Genomic DNA, 16,833 nt, shown 5'->3' with positions numbered 1-16,833 from the left:
ATATTTATATGCATAAATCAAGTATACATGATTTATTTTTCACTTACAGTAGCTCTGGCTTTTGTCATTGTATAAAATGGAAGGGAAGAGGTGAAAAAATGGAGCGCTTTTTTACTTATGACAACAGACTCGGTATAAAAATTCCTGCTCTCGAAAGAGAATGGACATTCTATTCTGAAAAAGTTCAGCAGGATATCCTCCTAACATGGGAATCCATTCGGGGGCAGATTCCAGACAAAATTCAATCTTTAGAAAAGAGTATTAATCAAAAACAAGCGGCGTTAGAAGATGAGACTAATTTTATCCGCTCCTGCGAATTAAATAGCGAGATAGGAGAACTTGCTTCTATTATTAATGATTTGTGGATTTGGTATCGAACAAATGAGGAAATATCAAAAAAAGTTCACGGATAGACAAAAAAACGAGTCTCATGAAAAATTAATGAGACTCGTTTTTCTTATCCAGCAAATAGCGGTATTGGTAAAAGCGCTTCGCATAATCTGTCACTTGTTTGGCCATTCGATAATTCATCCCTCCGCCAACCATCATGCTTACAATCGGCAAACGATTATAAACTTTTCGCTTCGCAGCGAATATAGCTAGCGTTTTCCCAATTTGCACAACGATTTTTTGCAGCCACGTTTTATCTACAATTTGATCAACACCTTCATAAAAATACGGGTCAAATTCTTGGCTTAACTCACCCTTTAATTGATGCCACCCCTCAGCCTGAAGGTGTCTAGGTAAGGTTGCTGCATGGAACACTTTTAGCGTTAGCATAAGCTCTGAAGGAGTCTGGATATGATAACCGTAGCTCATTGCTGCCTGTTGCACCGCTTGAATATTCATGCATAAAACAGCAGGTATATCAATACCGACTAGCAGCGATTGTCCGGTTCCTGAAAGTGCTCCTTGACTCAGCGCATACAACCGAAGCTTGGCCATTTGCTGTTCGCATATATAAGAAAGCTGATCTACTTGAAGGGAATTCATTTCTGACAGATCTGTGATATCCTCTTTGAATACACGAGCGGTTTCAATAATTCGTTTTGTCGCTTGAGTTTGCATTTCCGTACCTTGAATTAATGCAGTTAACTGAAAGAGTCCCTCATCAATTTTATGTAAATAGGTCTCACGAACAGAAGCTGGAATTAAATTAAGCCCTTTTTCTAACCACTCTTCGTACAATAACTCCATCTCAGTTGCTTCTACACTCTGTAAGCTCTCTTCCCATTTATAGATTTCTTCTAAAAGCTGTTCTTCGCGATTCGTTAGTATCATCATGTCACCCTTTCAAGAAATAAGTAGTTTTATTTTTATTATAACAAATAATGCATCCGTTACATTTTGCTTCCTATATTATTTCTTTCTTCTATACGTTGTAAACCTTCTTTCAACCGTCAGCTACTTACGCTATATAAAAAAGCTGATTTCCAAACAAGGAAATCAGCTTTTCGTTAGTTTGCCTGACAATTTATGAGAATTCATGCATTGAAGAGGCACTTTATGAACTTAAATATTCGCTAAACGAGTAACGTCACGTGCAATCATAACTTCTTCGTCTGTAGGAATAACCATAACTTTAACTGGAGAATGAGGGTAGCTAATAAATGCTTCTTCTCCTTGTACACTATTTAAAGCTGGATCCCAATAAACGCCCATGAACTCTAAACCGCGCAGAACGCGAGCACGTACAACATCACTGTTTTCTCCAATACCTGCTGTGAAGATGATTGCATCTACACCAGACATACGAGCAGCATAAGAACCGATATATTTATGAATACGGCTAGCAAATACTTCAAGTGCTGTTTCAGCGCGTTCATTGCCTTCAGCGCTTGCTTTGATTAGATCGCGTAGGTCACTAGAAATACCAGATACACCTAAAAGACCACTTTCTTTATTTAATACATTTAATACTTCGTCAGCAGTTTTCCCTGTTTTCTCCATAATAAATGGAATTAATGCAGGGTCAATGTTACCTGAACGAGTTCCCATTGCTACACCAGCTAATGGTGTGAAGCCCATTGATGTATCAATTGACTTGCCGCCTTCAATTGCAGCGATACTTGCACCGTTACCTAAGTGACAAGAAATTAAGCGCAATTGTTCGATCGGACGGCCAAGAAGCTCAGCTGCACGCTCAGAAACATATTTATGAGATGTGCCGTGGAAACCGTATTTACGAACACCATACTTTTCATAGTACTCGTACGGTAAGCTGTACAAGAATGATTTTTCTGGCATTGTTTGATGGAATGCTGTATCGAAAACTGCTACAGCTGGAACATTTGGAAGAATATCTTGGAACGCTTTAATTCCCACAATGTTTGCTGGGTTGTGAAGCGGTGCTAAATCAGATAAAGCTTCAATTTCCGCTAGTGTTTCATCTGTGATTAAAACAGAATCAGCAAATTTCTCTCCGCCGTGTACTACACGGTGACCTACACCAGTGATTTCATCGTATGATTGAATGATGTTTTGAGAAAGTAACTTTTCAACTAAAATTTTAACTGCAACAGCATGGTCAGGGATTTCTGTAATATCCGTTTGTTTTTCACCATTTACCGAGATCGTGAAAACAGCGTTATCTAAACCAATTCGTTCTACTAAACCTTTTGTTAATACCGTCTCACTTGGCATTTCAAATAATTGAAACTTAAGTGAAGAACTGCCGGCGTTGATTGCCATGATTTTTGACATAAAAAAACAGCTCCTTCTTTATTATACGTGCATCATAAACATAACGAACAGAACATAAAAGTGTAATCTCTACAATATTCTATGCATTTCGACACGATTTCTATCCTTATTCATTTAATCATTCACGACAATAGATTTCAAGAGCTATACATCATGAAAACGCTACCGACAAATATTCATTATTTTCGAAAAAGACTTACTTTTTATTCACTCGGAACCATTGGTCCATTTGAGCCATAATATCACTCATTGCTTCCCGATTGCTGAACTTCGGCAAATTCACAAGCAGCGCGTTTTCAGGTGCTGTTACTCCTTCTCCCTGCTTTTGAAGAACCATAATACTTTTAGCAGCCTGCTCTTGTTTGAACATTGAAAGTGGCAGCTGAATAATCCCTTGCACGATTGCTTCCTCTTTTAAGAGCGGCTGTAATAAATGAGACTGTTCCGATTCAAACAAGTTATTTGGAATAAGAGCCACTACGTATCCTCCGTCTTTTACATGACGCAAGCTTTGTTCAATAAATAAGTGATGAGCATAAGTGTGACCTTCTTCAGCTCTTACCTTATACTCTTTTGCCCCTTCGTCGTTTGGATAATAACCAACCGGCAGGTCACAGACAACTAAATCCACAGGATCAATAAAAAGCGGCTGTAAGCTGTCTTGATTGAATAATTGAACGCCGTGCTTCTGTAAATTTGCATTTACATATGTTAATTGAAGTAATAAATCATCCACGTCTACACCGTATACGTGTTCAATTGACGCAGCATGTGTGTTTAAAATGGTTGTTAATAAATTCCCTGCTCCTACTGCGGGATCTAAAAGCGTATATTTATCTTTTCCTGCCATGAACTTTCCAACTAGATAGCTGACAAATAGTCCTACAGCATCAGGCGTCATTTGGTGGTTAGGCTGAACTGCTTCTTTCATGCCTTTTAAAATAGCCAGCTGATACGCTTTTCGAATCGTTTCTTTTTCAAAATGATCAAGCGTGATTGAATCGTATTCTTTTTTTAAACGTTTTTTAGTTACCTCATCTAGCTCTTTTTGTAAAATAGTTCCTTGAAACAAATTTTCTCCCGTTTCAGCTACTGCTTCTAAATATACGCAGTTTAGTTCTTTTCTTAAAATAATAGCTGTTTGATCAATTACACCAAATAGCTTTTCCATACTAGCTAACTGACTCATATTCTGCCTCCTGTGTAATGAAATAATATCTATATAAATGAGTAAACGTCCTATTTGGAACATCATATTTTATCATAAAAACTTCTTAAAACACAAAGAAGGCGAAAAACATTGTTTTCCGCCTTCTGCCGAACGCCACTGACAATCTTACTTAGCTGTTTTAGCTGCTTCGATTGCTGCTTCGTAGTTCGGATGCTCAGTTACTTCTGGTAAGTACTCAACATACGTTACGTTGTCATTTGAGTCTACCACAAAGATTGAACGAGCTAATAAGCGTAATTCTTGAATAGCTACACCATATGCTTCTCCGAAAGATAAGTCGCGGTGGTCAGATAAAGTTTGAACATTATCAATGCCATTAGCACCACACCAGCGCTTTTGAGCAAACGGTAAATCTACGCTTACTGTTAATACTTTTACGTTATCTAATTTAGCTGCTTCTTCGTTGAAGCGGCGAGTTTGCGCATCACAAACTCCAGTATCAATAGAAGGAACTACACTGATTAGGCGAACAGAACCCTTTGTACTGTCAAGCGTTACTTCTGATAAATCATTTGCTAAAACAGTAAAGTTTGGAGCCTTGTCTCCAACCTTCACTTGATTTCCTAATAATGTTACATCGTTACCTTTAAATTTAGTCACGAATAATTCCTCCTTTAAGTAAGTATGTACACTGTTCATATTAGCTTGTCTGTCTCTATATTGCAATTAAATGACATACAAAACATGGCACTCCAAGCTAGAAAACAAACCAAACAAAATAAGCTTTGCTTGCTTCTTTTACTATTCAAAGAAGCAAGCAAAGCTTTATTTTATACTTACAAATTAAAATCGTTTGCACTATCATGATGCTGATTTTGTTGATTATGATGATCCTGCTGATGATTGTTTCGTTTAAACATTTGTTGCAAGCGTTCAATTGCTTGAGGTGCTGTATCTAAAATCTTTTCATATAAATGTGTACTTTCGTTAAGGTGAAGCATTTTAATTCCGCTTCCACTCACAATTAAAAAGGCAATTGGCGTAATTGATACACCGCCACCGCTACCTCCGCCAAATGGATGACCTGATTCTTGCTGATGCTGTCCCGGAGAAGATGGTGCATGCCCTTCTACTCCAAATTCGCTTCCGCCCGCTGCAAAACCAAACCCTACTTTTGAGACAGTTAAAATAACACTGCCATCAGGTGTTTCTACAGGATCACCAATGATTGTATTAACATCAATCATTTCCTTTAAATTTTCCATAGCTGTCGACATTAAACTTTTAATTGGATGTTCTGCCATTAAGATAACCTCCTTATGTTTTCACAGAGTGTGTCTTGTTCTTATTTGACGACTTCCATCTTTTGCGACGCTTTTTGGACGTATGCCGCCAGTATCTCAAGGTCCGTAAACCTACTAGAATAGCTTGACCAACTCGAAAAGAAATTATGCACTCAAATACCGTTTCTGACCAAAGATGTTGAAATACAGGAGTAACGCTCATGACAGGCATATCTTTTAATTTCATATAACGGCTGATTATACCAACTATGCTCCCCTTTGCAGACCATACAGCCCCGGTAAGTACGCCTGTTAACGCAGCGTCACCTAAGCCGAAACGGCTGTGCCATCTAATATCACTTACCGTTACTTTCTGTAAGAAACGACGGAAAATTTTATGAAAACCGACTACCTGTTCAAGAAATTGCTTCGCATTTTCTAACATGCTTAGCCCGTCTTCTACAGAATAATCACTCCATGAATTCTCATTTTCTTTTCCTTGATCACCCATTCCTTTCTTCTTTTCAACAAGCAAACGCGGTGAATCTTTTCTTACTTTCACTACCGGAATTTCATATGTATAGCGAATAAGACCAAACCAAGCCCTGAGTCTCACTCTGTAATAATCGTTATCTCGGACATGGTGAAGATCTACAAACAGCGTAATTTTTGTCCATACAATAAGTACAATAACAATTAAAAGTGCTAGCAATATCCATAAAAGCCATAGCACATCCTTCACTCCTTCTTAGCTTCACATTATCTCCAAAACACAGAATATTAAACCTTATGGAAACAATAAAAAGAGGTTGAGATATAACGAAATGAATCTAATCTCAAGACGAACAAATGGGATACATGAGTTGAACCGCTTGTGACACCGCAGTTGATTGGAGGACAAGGCGAAGACTCCCGCGGAAAGCGAAGTCTTGCACGGAAATCAACTGCTAGAAGAATCTAAACAAATGAAACCTGCGTTTACCATAACAAAAAAAACGAACCACTAATCAAAAGTCTTGATCAGTGGTTCGTTTTTTACTTCGTCTAAAATCCTTTTATTCCAGCCCGTTTTTATTATCTGCTGATTGTACCTTCGTGTATGACGGTTGTATCTGCGTAGTAATCGTGTGCTCCTTGCTTCTTAGGTAAAAACGCAACTAATAAATAGCCTAGTAGAAAAACCGTTTTAGAAATATAGCGTCCAACTCCTTCACGAAACAGCACAACAGGCCAAGTTAACGTGGAGTCTTTCAGCGATACTACTTTAAGCCCAAACACCATTTTTCCAAGCGTTTGTCCAAAATACTTGGTCATTAAAACAAAATAACCATAGAAGATAATAACCGTTACAATCGTATAAGGAGAAAAAAATCCATCTTCTCGAGAAATACCTGCTAAATGGAAAATGGGCTTGATCAGCAGAGAGTTCAAGCTAGCTACCACAGCTAGATCTAAAAGATATGCCCAAAAGCGCATCCAAAAGCCTGCATAATGGAATTCACTACCTGTTGGCGTACTTACCGCTGGCTCATGTTTTATATTGTCGTTTGATTCGGTTGAATGAGACTGATTTTCCATGTTCCCACCTCTATTCTGCATATAAATACATCAGACGCGGAGAGCTTGGCTGCGCAAATGTTTTTAACATTGCAGTGACTTGTTCATCTCCACCTATTACTTTTTGCATACTCATTGAAAGCCAAGAAGGCAGTCCGAATCCTTGATCGTATTGAATTACTTGTGCCCCTTTTAACTTATAATCTTTTTCCATTCCTGTTACCGCATCTTCAAAATAGCCTAGTTGATCGACCAGCTTCAGCTCTTTAGCCTGACGTCCATCGTACACTCGTCCATCTGCGATAGAACGCACTTTTTCTTTAGACAAGTGACGTCCCTCAGAGATAACATTGACGAAACCATCGTACGAGTTGTCTACAAGTGTTTGCATAATTTCTTTTTCTTCTCCGGTCATTTCTCTTGTTGGAGACATAATATCTTTATGAGCCCCGCTTTTAATCACGACAGATTCTACTCCTAGTCTATCAGCCAGCTTGCCGTAGTTAACGCTTTGCATAATTACACCTAGTGAACCTGTTAAAGTGTCCGGGATTGCATAGATTTTGTTAGCCGCTGTTGAAATGTAATAGCCTCCTGAAGCAGCCATTGATCCCATTGAAATATACACTGGCTTTTTCGTTTCTTTCTTCAGCTCTTCAATTTTTTTATGTATTTCAGCACTTTCAACGACGCCGCCGCCCGGTGAATTCACCTTAATAATGACTCCTTTAACTGCCTTATCATTTTTTGCAGCCTCTAGCTGCTTTAAAAATGCTTGGTGGTTATAACCATTTTGGGACATAAGCGGAGAGGAACCGCTTCCTGTATCTTGAATCGTTCCATTGACCTCTAGCACTGCAATTTTCTTAGCTGCATTCCCTTTTTCGATAACTGTTTCTGATAGTTCACTGTCGTCTCCTCCAAATATGCCTGCCAGACCGTCATCTTTTTCTTCTTTGACTGAAAAACCAATATTAACAATCGCAGAAAAAATGAATAAGCAGGCTGCAATTAAAAGAGCAATCCACCTTTTTTTGTTCATGAAAATCCTCCTTTTTAGGTGTCAGAATTAAAAGATTATTCTTTTAATTCTTAAAGCAATAATGCTATAATTATTGTAACAAACTTTTTTTAAAAAGTTTACTTTATCGCTAATATTTTACATATCAGACAAACAAGGGGGAACTATCTATGCCAAATCGTCGCAACGTTTATTTCTTTCATCCAAAAAACCAGGAAACAAAGGCGCTTGTAAGTCCACTTATTGAACTTGCAAAACAATATGACTTTCAAGTAGTAGATCATTTCGACAGCGCTAACATCATTGTAAGTATTGGCGGTGACGGAGCTTTCTTACAGGCTGTCCGTCAATCTGGCTTTCGAGATGACTGCTTATATGCTGGTGTCACAACTTCAGATCAACTAAGCTTTTACTGCGATTTTCATATCGATGAAACGGATAAAATGATTGAAGCTATTACGACAGAAAATATAGAAGTACGTCGATTTCCCGTTTTACAAACTCAAATTGATCAAGGAACTTCTTTTTATTGCTTAAATGAATGTTCGATTCGATCAGGTGTTATAAAAACACTCAGTCTAGATGTTTTTATTAATGAAAATCACTTTGAAACATTCCGTGGGGATGGGATGATTATTTCAACACCAACAGGCAGTACGGCTTATAATAAATCGGTAAGTGGAGCCGTAGTTGATCCGTTAATTCCTTGTATGCAAGTCAGCGAATTGGCATCGCTAAATAATAATAACTATCGTACATTAGGATCTTCATTCATCCTAAGCGCTGAGCATACGCTCACTTTAAAACTATCCAATGACAACAACCACAGTCCAATTATTGGAATAGATAACGAAGCATTAAATGCACGCCAAGTTGATCAAGTTCAAATTCGTTTAAGCGACCGTCAAATTAAAACGGTTAAACTGAAAGATAACTCTTTCTGGCAACGAGTTAAGCGTACATTTCTATAATAAAAAGCGCCCTTGGGCGCTTTTTATTTTTGATATACAATTTCTCCATTAATAGCAGTCATCTGCACCTGTACCCCTGGAATATCATCTGCAGGTATCTCAAACAGATCTCTTTCTAATACGGTAAAATCAGCTACATAGTCCTTTTGAATATATCCTTTTTTGTCCTCTTGATGAATGGCCTGCGCACTTCCTAAAGTAAACAGCTGAACAGCTTCAAATACTGTAAGTCGCTCAGACGGTATGTAAACGACCGAGCTATTTGGAGAAGTTTTTCTAGAAACTGCTGCATGAATTGTTAACATGGGATTGATAGGTTCAATAGGCGCATCCGATCCGCCTGCACACATAACGCCCTCGTCCAATAACGTTTTCCACGCATAGCAATAGTCCAAATGCTCTTCTCCAATTTTTTCAATGACCCATGGAAAATCACTGGCTAAAAACCGGGGCTGGATATCCAATACAACCGGGAGCTTTTTTACACGCTCAACTAAATCTTTTCGTAGAATTTGCGCATGAATAATACGATCTCTTTGCCCTGTTTGAGGAGGATATTGTTCGATGCTTTCTACTACATATTGAAACGCTAAATCACCAATCGCATGAATTGCAACCGTCATGCCTAATTCTCTTGCTTTTCTCACTAGCTGTTTTAATTCATCGAGTGATTGAATAGCTACACCTCTTGTAGATGGGTCGCTTTTGTACGGAAAGCTTAAAAGAGCAGATTGACTGCCGAGAGAACCATCAGCAAAAATCTTCATTGGCCCTATTTCAATAAAAGCGGATGTGTCTTTCTTTTCTTCAACATATGTATACATATCATCTACAGCTTCATGATGAACAAGTAAATGAGCACGAAACAGCTGCTTTTCTTTATGAATAACGTCTTGAAATGCTTGATATGTACGCAAAAAGCCTCCATAATAATTTAAATCTTCCGTATGTCCACCCGTCAATCCGTGCTGAACACAATCTTTAATAGCTACTGAAAGAGCTTGTCGAATGTATGCTTCCGATACTTGAGGAATATGAGCCGTTACTAATTCTTGCGCTTGATCAGCCAAAAAACCGGTAGGATTTCCCGCTTCATCCCTCTGGATAATACCTCCTTCCGGGTCCCATGTTTCAGCTGTAATCCCGGCTATTTTAAGAGCAGTCCCGTTTACTACTAATCCGTGACGACAGACTCGCTTCAACATAATAGGATGTTCTGTTGAAAGTTGATCAAGATCTTGATACTGAATCAAAGAGGAATCTTCCCACTGATTTTCATCCCAACCTTCTCCAATTACCCATTCTCCTTTTGGTGTACTCTCTACTTTTTGCCGAACGCGCATCAGCACATCTTCCCTAGAAGTAGCTTGAGACAAATCAAGCCTAATGAGCTTTTCACCATGACCAATTAAGTGAAGATGGCTATCTACAAAGCCCGGATACATTGAATATCCTTTGAGGTGTACTTCTTTGTCAATCTCAGCACCCCATTTCATTCTTAGATTTTCTTCTGCGCCTATATCTTCAATGAATCCTTTTTCAACATATACGCTTTCTACATGCTCATCTTCTTTTAGCATCGTATATATTTTGCCTCCGTAAAATAAAGTCCCCATCGCCAACATCTCCTTTACTTTATAAAGCTTGATCTTGTCTCTATTATACGTGACAAAACAAACAAGACAAAAGAGTGAGGTTTCCCCCACTCTTTTTAGCCATCATTATTTAGTTAATATGACTTATTTACCACCAAGTTGTTGCTCAGCCATTTGAACTAAGCGTTTAGTGATTTCTCCACCAACAGATCCGTTAGCGCGAGCTGTTGCTTCTGGTCCAAGATTTACACCGAATTCAGAAGCGATTTCGTATTTCATTTGGTCGATAGCAGCTGCTGAACCAGGAGCTACTAATTTGTTTGTGTTTGCCATGTGTTTTCACCTCCTTGTTGAATATAGATTGTGTCAAAACACATGGCATCATACATTATTTTTTTGGTAATTTTATGAAATTTAACTTTTAAAACAAATCTTCTACGCTGTCTGCGGTATTTGTAGCCGAAGAAGCTGTCATCTCAAGCGTTTCTACATTATTTACCGCTTCTTGAATTAATGTTTCAAAATCATAAAATTGTTCGTATCGATTTATTTTTTCACGCTTTGGCTTCGTTTTTGGTGAGCTTGGGGTAAAAATTGTACAGCAGTCTTCATACGGTCGATTCGAAATTTCATGTGTATCAATTTTGCGGGCAATTTCAACAATCTCCGTTTTATCCATTGTTACAAGCGGACGCAAAATTGGCGTATTAGTCACTTCATTAATCGCATACATGCTCTCAACCGTTTGACTAGCTACCTGCCCTAAGCTATCGCCAGTTACGATAGCTAACGATTCATTTTTTTCACGAATAAGGTCCGTAATTCGAAGCATCATACGACGTGTAGAGGTCATGGTATAATTCTCTGGAATTTGCTTTTGAATCGCTTGCTGTACAGCTGTAAACGGTACAATATGCAGCTTTACTTTTTCGTGATAAGCCGTTAGTTTTTGCGTTAAATCGATGACTTTTTGCTTAGAACGTTCACTTGTAAAAGGCGGACTGTAAAAATGAACCGCTTCTATTTCTAAACCGCGCTTCATGGCTAAGTATCCTGCAACCGGGCTGTCGATTCCTCCAGAAAGCATCAGCATCGCTTTTCCACTCGTACCAACTGGAAGACCTCCTGCTCCGCGATAATCAAAACATGTAATATACGTTGCTTCACTTCTCACTTCTACTCGTACATTTACGCTTGGTTCTTTTACGTTTACCTTTAGATGCTCTGTATTTCGTAGAATATGACTTCCTACTTCATAATTTAATTCGTTTGTATCAAGAGGAAATTGTTTATACGCTCTTCGAGTAGATACTTTGAATGTTTTTCCTTCTACATCAAATTCTTTCATTGCTTCTAACGCTGCTTCTTGAATGACTTCAAGCTCATTTTCAACTTTTAATGCTAAACTAAAGCTTTGAATACCAAAGATTTGCTGAAGACGTTCGATGATAGGCTCGTGATTTTCACCGTTTAAGTGAATATACATGCGGTCTCTTGTGTATTTTACGTGAATATTTTGGAATGCACTAAGAGCCGTTACAATATTTTTTCTTAGCTGGGCAACAAATTTTTTTCTATTTTGTCCTTTGGTTGAGATTTCTCCGTACCGAATTAAAATATGGTTATATATCATAATCATTTACCTCATTACTTTCTTTAGATCTTCAATTACTGTGAAAATAGCATTTACAATAGGCGTTACTTCATTATAATCATTTAAGCCTGACAAGCTTAATCGAATGGACTGATCGGCTTCTTCGTAATTTTTACCGATAGCTAAAAGCGTTTTGCTTGGCTTTTTTCGCTTTGATGAGCAAGCAGATGTAGTGGATACAAACACTCCTTTTTCTTCAAGAGCGTGAACAAAAACCTCACCTTTAATACCTTGTGCTGTAAAATTTATAATATGGGGTGCCGAATGCTCATTCGGCGTATTAATCGTGATTCTTTCGTGAGCAGAAAGGTTGTCCATCAGTTCTGCTTTTATTTTCCGCATTTTTTGCTGATTTTGAGCAGCATGTTCAAGTGTTAAACGAAGTGCTTTAGCAAATGCTACGATTCCCGGCACATTTTCCGTGCCTGATCGATACTGCATTTCCTGAGAGCCTCCGCTAAGCAGCGGATGAAGCTGAACTCCATTTCGTTTATATAAAATTCCCGTCCCTTTTAAGCCGTGAATTTTGTGTCCTGATAATGTGCATAAATCAATTTTATGATCCGCTAAAGAAAGCGGAACTTTTCCAATTCCCTGCACATGATCGACATGAAAAAGCACCTTTGAATAGTTCGTCAGCATATGTCCAATTTCTTCAATTGGCTGAATGGTGCCAATCTCATTATTTACATGCATAACAGATACTAAAATGGTTTCATCTGTAATAGCTGATTCAATAGCCGCAGGTGATACAAATCCACTGGAATCTACCGGAACATACGTAACGTTAAATCCTAGGGCTTCTAACTGCTTGAATGGTTCATGAACAGAATCATGTTCAATATTTGTCGTAATGATATGCTGACCTCGGCTTTTATATCGCATCGCTACGCCTTTAATAGCCAAATTATTCCCTTCCGTTCCTCCCGATGTAAAGATAATTTCATTTGACGATACGTGCAGCAATTCTGCTACTTGCTCACGCGAGCGGCTCAACAAATTCTCCGCCTGTACGCCAAACTGATGGAGGGAGGATGGATTGCCATAATAAGTTGTAGCTACTTTAGTAAAAGATTGTATGACTTCGTTATAGGGTTTTGTTGTAGCGCTATTATCTAAATAAATCAAGGATGCGCGCCCCCTTCTTCATTTTTTCGGAACAACGTATTATCATAACATACCTTGATACTTTTTTAAATTAGGTTTTGCCTTAGTAATCATAACAAGGATAGACGATCTTTTCAAAGCTATTTGCCACTTTATAAGCAAGGTCTCCCCTTGCTTATCCTAACAGTTGCTGCCGTATTTATAGACTATACCATTAGCATTGAAAGAGATACGAGATAGTATGCAAAGAAAAGCGTCATAAAAAAGCTCGTGTCCTTTGGACACGAGCTTTTTAACTCTGTGAAGATACAATACGCTGTATACGATCCAGCGCACCAGGATCTACTTGCTCAATAGCTGCAGATGCCTGTTTTAATGCTTCTTTGTATTCGTAATGACGAAATGCTTCTTCTGCTTCTTCTAAAGACTGTGCAATCGAGTGATGAGTACTTCTATAGCGGTTACCGTATTGAATCACTCTTTCAACGAGTCGCGCTTCTTCTAACATTGCCTCTGTTTCATCAAATGTATCCTGAACAAAACCAACAGCATCTTCAAGTAAAGATTGAACAGCTTGAATATTAAGCGGTTTTTCTTTCAGCTTAGCGGTTACTTCATTTAAGATATGAACCGTTTTTTCAAGCTGCACTTTATATTCTTCAGGAACACCAGGAAGGTTGCTTTTTTGAATAAGGCGTCGTGCTTCAATCAACTGAGATTTCAGTTCTTCTATTTTGTCCTTAGCTGAGAGCTCATCTTTGCGAAGAGCTTGTAGCATATCGCTGTAGGATTCCTGAGATTCTTTTAATTGGTTAAGCTGTTTGGAAACGTCTTCGAGTTCTTCTTGGATCACACTGTAGGCTAAATTGTGCTCCGCCACCTTGTCCGAAATATTATAGTACAAGTTAGTCAATCGTTTTAGTTCGCGGTCCATTTTATAATATACGTCTAAATCGCGCTCTTTAAAATGATAGCTTTGCTGTACAAATAGCGTTTCTTCACGAAGTTCACGGTTTCGTTCTTGAAGCATACGAAGGAAGTTAGATACCGTATGAGATTCACGGTTCATTTTATGATAGGAGAAAACCTCATGCTCAAGTGAGTCATATAACTGCTCTAAGCGTTCGTTCACATCATCTAGTTTTGTAATCGCTTCTTCCACATATAATTCTTCAATATCTGCAATAATTTCAGCAGTTTCTTGTTTTAAAAGCTCTACCGTTTCTTCTACTTGCAGATGATCTAACACATATCCCTGCTCACTCATTTCGCGGAACCCGTCAAGCAGTTCATTGAACTGAACAGGAAGAGTGGTCTGACACTCAACTAACACTTTTGGAATTTGTTCTAAATACGAATCAATAGCTGTTAAATCAGTTTTTAATTGAAGAACAATCTCACGTGCTTGAAGATAGTTTCCGTTAATCGTCTCTTCCTCGTATTTTTTAAACTGCTCTTTAGACGTATTAATTGCGTATTCTAACGTTTTTTCAGCATTTCCATAGGAATACCGATGTGCGAGCAATTTTTTCTTCACATGGCGGTGAAGCTGATTTAATTCCTCAATATCATATCGATTATCTTGTTCGCTACCAATTAAATTTTGAAGTTCAGTAAGTATGTTTTCAATATCTATCTTGGTTTGTTCTAAGGCTTGATCAGTATGTATAGATAACTGCTTCGCTTTTTTAAATCGGTATTTATCCGCTGCTTCTTCCGTTTCAAACAGTTCTTTATCAATTTTCGGGAGATTAGTTGATATAATTTCATCCCACTGCTCACGCCAACGTTCAAATAGCTCTTCAGTTTGACCTGTCATGTTCAATTCTTTTACTTTTGAAATTTCCTCTGCAACTGGCGTATTTGCTAATTCGACTTTGATCGTTTCCAGGCGATCAATTTCTTGATAAATCTTTTTACGTGAAAACATTCCGTACACAACTAATCCGATAATAAGTATGATTAGTGCTATAATGAATTCCATACTAAGCCCCCTTACAGTGCGTTCTACATGACAAGTTTCTTATTTATAAAAAGGGTGAATTTAATCCTTTAAATTTTTTTGCGTCAATGTTTTTATGATACCATGTAAAGTCCAACTTTTGAGCAAAAAATTAAATTTTTTTATACAAAATATTGGCATGGAGTCACTTTGTGTCGTTACAATGGAAAAAGAAGAAAAAAGGAGGCATTTTTTATGAAAGTTGACAAACATATTCATACTCCATTTTGCCCACACGGTTCACCTGATTCATTGCAACAATATGTTGAACAGGCGATTTCCCTGAACTTTTGCGAGATTTCGTTTACAGAGCATGCTCCATTACCAAAAAGCTTCAGTGATCCGACGCCTGATCGCGACAGCGGAATGGATCCTGACAAACTTGATCGCTACATTCAAAACGTACAGCAAGTTAAAAAAGAATTTGAGCGCGATATTCGTATTAATATCGGATTGGAAGTTGACTTTATTGAAGGATTTGAACACCAAACAACAGATTTCTTAAACGAATATGGTCCTTATCTCGATGACAGCATACTTTCTGTCCACTTCTTAAAACATGAAGAAGGATATGACTGCCTAGATTTTAGCGCTGACGTATTTGCACATATTGTACAGAAGTTTGGCAGCGTAAGCAAAGTATATGATAAGTATTACAACACGGTATTACGCTCTGTACAGGCCAATTTAGGCGTTTATAAGCCTAAGCGCATTGGTCATATGACGCTCGTACATAAATTTCAAACTCGCTTTCCATATGAAGACACACTTTCCCCTATTATTTTAGCAATACTCGATGAAATAAAAATGAAAGATCTGGCTTTGGATTATAATGGTGCAGGGTTGTTTAAGCCTTTGTGCAAGGAAGCGTATCCAGCTCCCTTTGTCGTAAAAGCAGCCCAACAGAAAAAAATCCCTCTCGTATATGGGTCAGACGCCCACTGTGCGAAGGATTTAGGCCAAGGCTATGGAGAGCTCCATTTAGGATAATTGAACGCGCAGTTTGTTTGTCCGTTCATATGGTAAACATACCGTTGTGTGCACCCATTGCTCAAGCTCAATCGCATATTGCTGAACAAAATACGGTTCGTGAGGCAATATATGAAGAACTTCACTTAGATACTGAGGATGAAGATAAGGCATAGACAGCATGCCCTTAAGCTCAATGATTGTAAAGGAAACGTGCAGCTTTCGAAATTCCTTTTCTTTCATCCCTCTTTCAAGGATGGTTTTTAAGTAGTATTTTTCCTTGGTTAAATACGTAGTCATAACTTCTCGAATTAAAATCGTGTCAAGAGAGATTTCTCTATATACGAGCCGGGCAATATGCCTATTTTCGTGCTGGTAATGTAAGATAGCTCGAATCATCACGATCATACTTTCTGTTGAAGACAGCTTTTTCATTTCTTGGAATGCTTGCTCCAGTACCGCAATATAACCTTCAAAATAAGAAATCACTAAACTTTCAAGCAATCCTTCTTTGCTATGAAAATAATATGAAATATTCGCTACGTTCACTTTCGCTTTTCCTGCAATCTCGCGCACCGACGTACCATCAAAACCTTTTACGTTAAAAAGAGAAACAGCCGCATCAATAATTTTCTCTTTCGTTTTTGACTGTACAGCCATCTATCTACACCTCATTTCGATTTATTTTTACAAAACACATATGATTGCAAAATTGTGTAGAAATCGTTACAGTATTTAAAAAGGATTTTAGTAGCCTCTCTACATAATTCGTGATAGGCTTTTTAGTTCCTGTAATCTTT

Annotated in this window: 17 protein-coding genes; 3 read left to right on the top strand and 14 right to left on the bottom strand. The window is 38.1% G+C overall.

The window, feature by feature from the left end; translation table 11 throughout:
• Positions 1 to 98: 98 nt before the first annotated feature.
• Positions 99 to 413: a hypothetical protein gene (locus ACFX4W_RS16385; RefSeq protein ID WP_029319996.1), complete on the top strand. Its 315-nt coding sequence runs from the start codon at positions 99 to 101 to the stop codon at positions 411 to 413.
• A 25-nt stretch (positions 414 to 438) separates the two neighbouring features.
• Here the strand turns inward: ACFX4W_RS16385 and ACFX4W_RS16380 are convergent, their stop codons facing one another.
• The 8 genes from ACFX4W_RS16380 to sppA form a co-directional block, all read right to left on the bottom strand.
• Positions 439 to 1,281 (bottom strand): EcsC family protein, encoded by an 843-nt coding sequence (locus ACFX4W_RS16380; RefSeq protein ID WP_013085209.1) that lies wholly within the window; start codon positions 1,279 to 1,281, stop codon positions 439 to 441.
• Between the two features lie 231 nt (positions 1,282 to 1,512).
• Positions 1,513 to 2,703, bottom strand: a complete 1,191-nt coding sequence (locus ACFX4W_RS16375) for an acetate kinase (protein ID WP_013059468.1) — start codon at positions 2,701 to 2,703, stop codon at positions 1,513 to 1,515.
• A gap of 196 nt (positions 2,704 to 2,899) precedes the next feature.
• Positions 2,900 to 3,892, bottom strand: coding sequence for a class I SAM-dependent methyltransferase (locus tag ACFX4W_RS16370; RefSeq protein ID WP_043975986.1), 993 nt, complete (start codon positions 3,890 to 3,892; stop codon positions 2,900 to 2,902).
• A 147-nt stretch (positions 3,893 to 4,039) separates the two neighbouring features.
• A complete protein-coding gene (gene tpx, locus ACFX4W_RS16365; RefSeq protein ID WP_042452765.1) occupies positions 4,040 to 4,573 on the bottom strand; it encodes a thiol peroxidase in 534 nt (177 codons plus the stop codon).
• Positions 4,574 to 4,710: 137 nt separating this feature from the next.
• Entirely contained in the window at positions 4,711 to 5,178 is a 468-nt protein-coding gene (gene ytfJ / locus ACFX4W_RS16360) for a GerW family sporulation protein (RefSeq protein WP_162215025.1), read from the bottom strand.
• 13 nt (positions 5,179 to 5,191) lie between these two features.
• Positions 5,192 to 5,890: a DUF2953 domain-containing protein gene (locus ACFX4W_RS16355; protein WP_280560419.1), complete on the bottom strand. Its 699-nt coding sequence runs from the start codon at positions 5,888 to 5,890 to the stop codon at positions 5,192 to 5,194.
• Positions 5,891 to 6,231: 341 nt separating this feature from the next.
• On the bottom strand, positions 6,232 to 6,735 hold the full coding sequence (locus ACFX4W_RS16350; protein ID WP_043975979.1) for an RDD family protein: 504 nt from the start codon (positions 6,733 to 6,735) through the stop codon (positions 6,232 to 6,234).
• Between the two features lie 10 nt (positions 6,736 to 6,745).
• The gene (sppA, locus tag ACFX4W_RS16345; protein ID WP_043975976.1) at positions 6,746 to 7,756 is read right to left on the bottom strand and encodes a signal peptide peptidase SppA; all 1,011 of its coding nucleotides are present in this window, start codon (positions 7,754 to 7,756) and stop codon (positions 6,746 to 6,748) included.
• Positions 7,757 to 7,905: 149 nt separating this feature from the next.
• On the opposite strand from sppA, the gene ACFX4W_RS16340 reads away from it, so the two are divergent.
• Positions 7,906 to 8,706 carry an NAD kinase gene (locus tag ACFX4W_RS16340; protein WP_013059475.1) on the top strand — a complete coding sequence of 267 codons (801 nt, stop codon included), beginning with the start codon at positions 7,906 to 7,908 and terminating at the stop codon, positions 8,704 to 8,706.
• 23 nt (positions 8,707 to 8,729) lie between these two features.
• Here ACFX4W_RS16340 and ACFX4W_RS16335 read toward each other — a convergent pair whose 3' ends face one another.
• From ACFX4W_RS16335 to ezrA, 5 genes are all read right to left on the bottom strand, one after another.
• Entirely contained in the window at positions 8,730 to 10,322 is a 1,593-nt protein-coding gene (locus tag ACFX4W_RS16335; protein ID WP_043975974.1) for an amidohydrolase, read from the bottom strand.
• Positions 10,323 to 10,445: 123 nt separating this feature from the next.
• The gene (locus ACFX4W_RS16330; RefSeq protein ID WP_013059477.1) at positions 10,446 to 10,634 is read right to left on the bottom strand and encodes an alpha/beta-type small acid-soluble spore protein; all 189 of its coding nucleotides are present in this window, start codon (positions 10,632 to 10,634) and stop codon (positions 10,446 to 10,448) included.
• 88 nt (positions 10,635 to 10,722) lie between these two features.
• Complete coding sequence (gene thiI, locus ACFX4W_RS16325; RefSeq protein ID WP_043975972.1) at positions 10,723 to 11,934, bottom strand: tRNA uracil 4-sulfurtransferase ThiI; 1,212 nt, start codon at positions 11,932 to 11,934, stop codon at positions 10,723 to 10,725.
• A 6-nt stretch (positions 11,935 to 11,940) separates the two neighbouring features.
• On the bottom strand, positions 11,941 to 13,083 hold the full coding sequence (locus tag ACFX4W_RS16320; RefSeq protein WP_043975970.1) for a cysteine desulfurase family protein: 1,143 nt from the start codon (positions 13,081 to 13,083) through the stop codon (positions 11,941 to 11,943).
• A 271-nt stretch (positions 13,084 to 13,354) separates the two neighbouring features.
• The gene (gene ezrA, locus ACFX4W_RS16315; protein ID WP_377559785.1) at positions 13,355 to 15,046 is read right to left on the bottom strand and encodes a septation ring formation regulator EzrA; all 1,692 of its coding nucleotides are present in this window, start codon (positions 15,044 to 15,046) and stop codon (positions 13,355 to 13,357) included.
• Positions 15,047 to 15,259: 213 nt separating this feature from the next.
• On the opposite strand from ezrA, the gene hisJ reads away from it, so the two are divergent.
• Positions 15,260 to 16,054 carry a histidinol-phosphatase HisJ gene (gene hisJ / locus ACFX4W_RS16310; protein WP_043975968.1) on the top strand — a complete coding sequence of 265 codons (795 nt, stop codon included), beginning with the start codon at positions 15,260 to 15,262 and terminating at the stop codon, positions 16,052 to 16,054.
• On the opposite strand, the gene refZ is transcribed toward hisJ, so the two are convergent.
• The gene (refZ, locus tag ACFX4W_RS16305) at positions 16,046 to 16,693 is read right to left on the bottom strand and encodes a forespore capture DNA-binding protein RefZ (RefSeq protein ID WP_013085219.1); all 648 of its coding nucleotides are present in this window, start codon (positions 16,691 to 16,693) and stop codon (positions 16,046 to 16,048) included. The two genes, hisJ and refZ, sit on opposite strands and share 9 nt — an antisense overlap.
• Between the last annotated feature and the right edge of the window lie 140 nt (positions 16,694 to 16,833).

This window comes from Priestia sp. YIM B13489 (assembly GCF_042787645.1).
In the GTDB taxonomy this organism is placed as follows: Bacteria; Bacillota; Bacilli; order Bacillales; family Bacillaceae_H; genus Priestia; species Priestia megaterium.
The sequence above is the reverse complement of the archived record's forward strand: the minus strand, read 5'-3'. Positions and strand labels throughout refer to the sequence as shown.